The sequence below is a fragment of the Streptomyces prasinopilosus genome, assembly GCF_001419695.1.
Lineage (GTDB): Bacteria > Actinomycetota > Actinomycetes > Streptomycetales > Streptomycetaceae > Streptomyces > Streptomyces prasinopilosus.
The window spans coordinates 1-4,031 of record NZ_LIRG01000658.1 but is presented as its reverse complement, the minus strand read 5'-3'; the positions used below and the strand labels follow the sequence as shown (position 1 = coordinate 4,031).

General features: G+C 69.3%; 1 protein-coding gene, 1 tRNA gene and 1 pseudogene. 2 read left to right on the top strand and 1 reads right to left on the bottom strand.

Annotated elements, in window-relative coordinates; genetic code table 11:
- Positions 1–318: helicase-related protein (locus AOK18_RS31315; RefSeq protein ID WP_420865639.1), on the bottom strand; the 318-nt coding region annotated here is incomplete at its 3' end.
- Between AOK18_RS31315 and hrpA the strand changes: the two are divergent.
- Positions 227–3,787, top strand: a pseudogene (gene hrpA, locus AOK18_RS24060) (ATP-dependent RNA helicase HrpA); the annotation flags it as partial. The gene AOK18_RS31315 and the pseudogene hrpA sit on opposite strands and share 92 nt — an antisense overlap.
- A 127-nt stretch (positions 3,788–3,914) precedes the next feature.
- Positions 3,915–3,989, top strand: a tRNA-Asp gene (locus tag AOK18_RS24055).
- The last annotated feature ends 42 nt before the right edge of the window (positions 3,990–4,031 follow it).

The window sequence follows — 4,031 nt, the reverse complement described above, 5'->3', positions numbered from 1 at the left end:
GCGGGTGACGAAGTCGTCCTCGCTGTACAGCCGGATGCAGATGCCGTCCGACGTACGCCCGCAGCGGCCCTTGCGCTGGTTGGCGCTGGCCTGCGACACCGGCTCGATCGGCAGCCGCTGCACCTTGGTCCGGTGGCTGTAGCGGGAGATCCGCGCGAACCCGGGGTCGATGACGTACTTGATGCCCGGCACCGTCAGCGACGTCTCCGCGACGTTGGTCGCCAGAACGATCCTGCGGGAGGCCGTCGGCTGGAAGGTGCGGTTCACCGACCAGGTGAGCCCGGAGTCGACCTTCGTGAAGCTGATGACCGACGGCATCCTGCTCGCCGAGATCCAGACGGACCGCGAGCTGCGCGCCTACGACACGATCATCATCGACGAGGCCCACGAGCGGTCGCTGAACATCGACTTCCTGCTGGGCTACCTCGCCCAGCTCCTGCCCGGGCGCCCCGACCTGAAGGTCGTCATCACCTCGGCGACCATCGACCCGGAGCGGTTCTCCCGGCACTTCGGCGACGCGCCGATCATCGAGGTCAGCGGCCGCACCTACCCCGTCGAGGTGCGCTACCGGCCGCTGCTCGAGGAGGACTCCGAGGACTCCGACCGTGATCAGATCACCGCGATCACGGAGGCGGTCGACGAACTGATGGCCGAGGGGCCCGGTGACATCCTGGTCTTCCTGTCGGGGGAGCGGGAGATCCGGGACACGGCGGACGCGCTCACGAAGAAGGCGAACTCCCGCGCCGGGGGCGCCGACTGGCACCGCACCGAGGTGCTGCCGCTCTACGCGCGGCTCTCGCACGCCGAGCAGCACCGCGTCTTCCAGCAGCACAGCGGCCGCAGGATCGTTCTGGCGACCAACGTCGCGGAGACGTCGCTGACGGTGCCGGGCATCAAGTACGTCATCGACCCCGGGTTCGCGCGGATCTCCCGCTACAGCCACCGGACCAAGGTGCAGCGGCTGCCGATCGAGCCGGTGTCGCAGGCCAGCGCCAACCAGCGCAAGGGCCGCTGCGGGCGTACGTCGGACGGCATCTGCATCCGGCTGTACAGCGAGGACGACTTCGTCACCCGCCCGGAGTTCACGGACGCGGAGATCCTCCGCACCAACCTGGCGTCGGTCATCCTGCAGATGACGGCGGCGGGCCTCGGCGAGATCGAGAAGTTCCCCTTCATCGACCCGCCGGACCACCGGAACATCCGCGACGGCGTACAGCTGCTCCAGGAGCTGGGCGCGCTGGACCCGGCGCAGAAGGACCCCCGCAAGCGGCTGACGGAGACCGGGCGCAAGCTGGCCCAGCTGCCGGTCGACCCGCGGCTGGCGCGCATGGTGCTGGAGGCGGACCGCAACGGCTGCGTCCGCGAGGTCATGGTGATCGCGGCGGCGCTGTCCATCCAGGACCCGCGCGAGCGGCCGGCCGACAAGCAGACCCAGGCGGACCAGCAGCACGCCCGGTTCCGGGACGAGACCAGCGACTTCCTCGCCTACCTCAACCTGTGGCGCTACGTGCGCGAGCAGCAGAAGGAACGCGGCTCGTCGTCCTTCCGGCGCATGTGCAAGCAGGAGTACCTGAACTTCCTGCGGATCCGCGAGTGGCAGGACATCTACACGCAGCTGCGCACCGTCGCCAAGCAGATGGGCATCCACCTCAACGAGGAGGACGCCCCCGGCGACCGCGTCCACATCTCCCTCCTCTCCGGCCTGCTCTCCCACATCGGGATGAAGGACGTGAAGGAGTCGAAGGACTCCGGCCAGAGCGGCCGCAAGGACGGCGGGCGCGGTGAGTACGTGGGCGCGCGCAACGCCAAGTTCGCGATCTTCCCCGGTTCGGCGCTGTTCAAGAAGCAGCCGCGGTTCGTGATGTCGGCGGAGCTCGTGGAGACGTCCCGGCTGTGGGCGCGGGTCAACGCGAAGATCGAGCCGGAGTGGGTCGAGCCGCTCGCCGAGCACCTGCTGAAGCGCACGTACAGCGAGCCGCACTGGGAGAAGGACCAGGCCGCGGTGATGGCGTACGAGAAGGTCACGCTGTACGGCGTGCCGATCGTCGCCCAGCGGAAGGTGAACTACGGCCGGATCGACGCCGAGGTCTCCCGCGAGCTGTTCATCCGCAACGCGCTGGTCGAGGGCGACTGGCGCACGCACCACAAGTTCTTCGCGGACAACCGCAGGCTGCTCACCGAGGTCGAGGAGCTGGAGCACCGGGCGCGGCGCCGGAACATCCTGGTCGACGACGAGACCCTGTTCGACTTCTACGACCAGCGGGTGCCCGAACACGTCGTGTCGGGGGCGCACTTCGACTCGTGGTGGAAGCGCAAGCGGCACGAGCAGCCGGACTTCCTCGACTTCGAGCGCGAGATGCTCATCCGCGAGTCGGCCGAGGCCGTCACCAAGGCCGACTATCCGGACTCCTGGCGGCAGGGCGCCCTCACGTTCCGGGTGACGTACCAGTTCGAGCCGGGTGCGGACGCGGACGGGGTGACGGTCCACGTGCCGCTCCAGGTGCTGAACCAGGTCACGGACGAGGGCTTCGACTGGCAGATCCCGGGACTGCGGGAGGAGGTCGTCACGGAGCTGATCCGTTCCCTCCCCAAGCCGATCCGCCGCAACTACGTGCCGGCGCCGAACTACGCGAAGGCGTTCCTGGAGCGGGCGGTGCCCCTCCAGGAGCCGCTGACCGTGACGATGGCCCGCGAGCTGAAGCGGATGGTCGGAGTGCCGTTCGACGCGGACGACTTCGACTGGTCCAGGGTCCCCGACCACTTGAAGGTCACCTTCCGGATCGTCGACGAACGGCGCCGGAAGATCGCCGAGGACAAGGACCTGGAGGCGCTCCGGCTCCGGCTGAAGCCGAAGGCCCGCCAGGCGCTCTCCCAGGCGGCGGCCGCCACGGCCCAGCGCGAGGGCGGCGAGTCGCTGGAGCGGAAGGGACTGACCGACTGGACCGTCGGCACCCTGACCCGCGTCTTCGAGACCCGGCGGGCCGGTCAGCCGGTGAAGGCGTTCCCCGCGCTGGTCGACGACGGCGACACGGTCTCCGTACGCCTCTTCGACACGGAGGCGGAGCAGCAGCCGGCGATGTGGAAGGGCACGCGCCGCCTGATCCTGCGCAACATTCCGGTGAACCCCGCGAAGTTCGCATCCGAGAAGCTGACGAACGCCCAGAAGCTCGCCCTGTCGGCGAATCCGCACGGTTCCGTCCAGGCGCTGTTCGACGACTGCGCGACGGCGGCGGCGGACCGGCTGATCGCGGACTTCGGCGGGCCCGTGTGGGACGAGGAGTCGTACCGCAAGCTGTACGACAAGGTGCGCGCGGAGATCGTCGACACGACCGTCCGCGCGGTGGGCCAGGTGCAGCAGGTGCTGGCCGCCTGGCAGGCGTGCGAACGACGGCTGAAGGCCGTACGCAGCCCCGCGCTGCTGCCCAACCTCCGGGACGTCCGCGAGCAGCTGGACGCCCTGGTGAAGCCGGGGTTCGTGACGGAGGCGGGGCTGCGCCGGCTGCCGGACCTGATGCGGTACCTGGTGGCCGTGGACCGCCGCCTCCAGCAGATGCCGGCGAACGTCCAGCGGGACACGACCCGCATGGAGAAGGTGCACGAGATGCGGGACGAGTACGCCTGGCTGCTGGAACAGCTGCCCCGGGGGCGTCCGGTGCCGCAGCAGGTGCTGGACATCCGCTGGATGATCGAGGAGCTGCGGGTCAGCTACTTCGCCCACGCCCTGGGCACGGCGTACCCGGTCTCGGACAAGCGGATCGTGAAGGCGATCGACGCCGCCGCTCCGTGACACGGACGCCACGCAGGGTGAGTTCGACCAGCGGGCCACGGCTCCTGTACAGTCTCTTTTCGCAGCGCACGACAGCAACCGCGCTACGAAACTCCCCCAGCGCCCCAAGGGACTGGGAGGGGCGCCTGGTCCTGTGGAGCAGTTTGGAGTGCTCGCCACCCTGTCAAGGTGGAGGCCGCGGGTTCAAATCCCGTCAGGACCGCACGATCGAGAAGGGCCCCGCCGTAAGGCGGGGCCCTTCTCG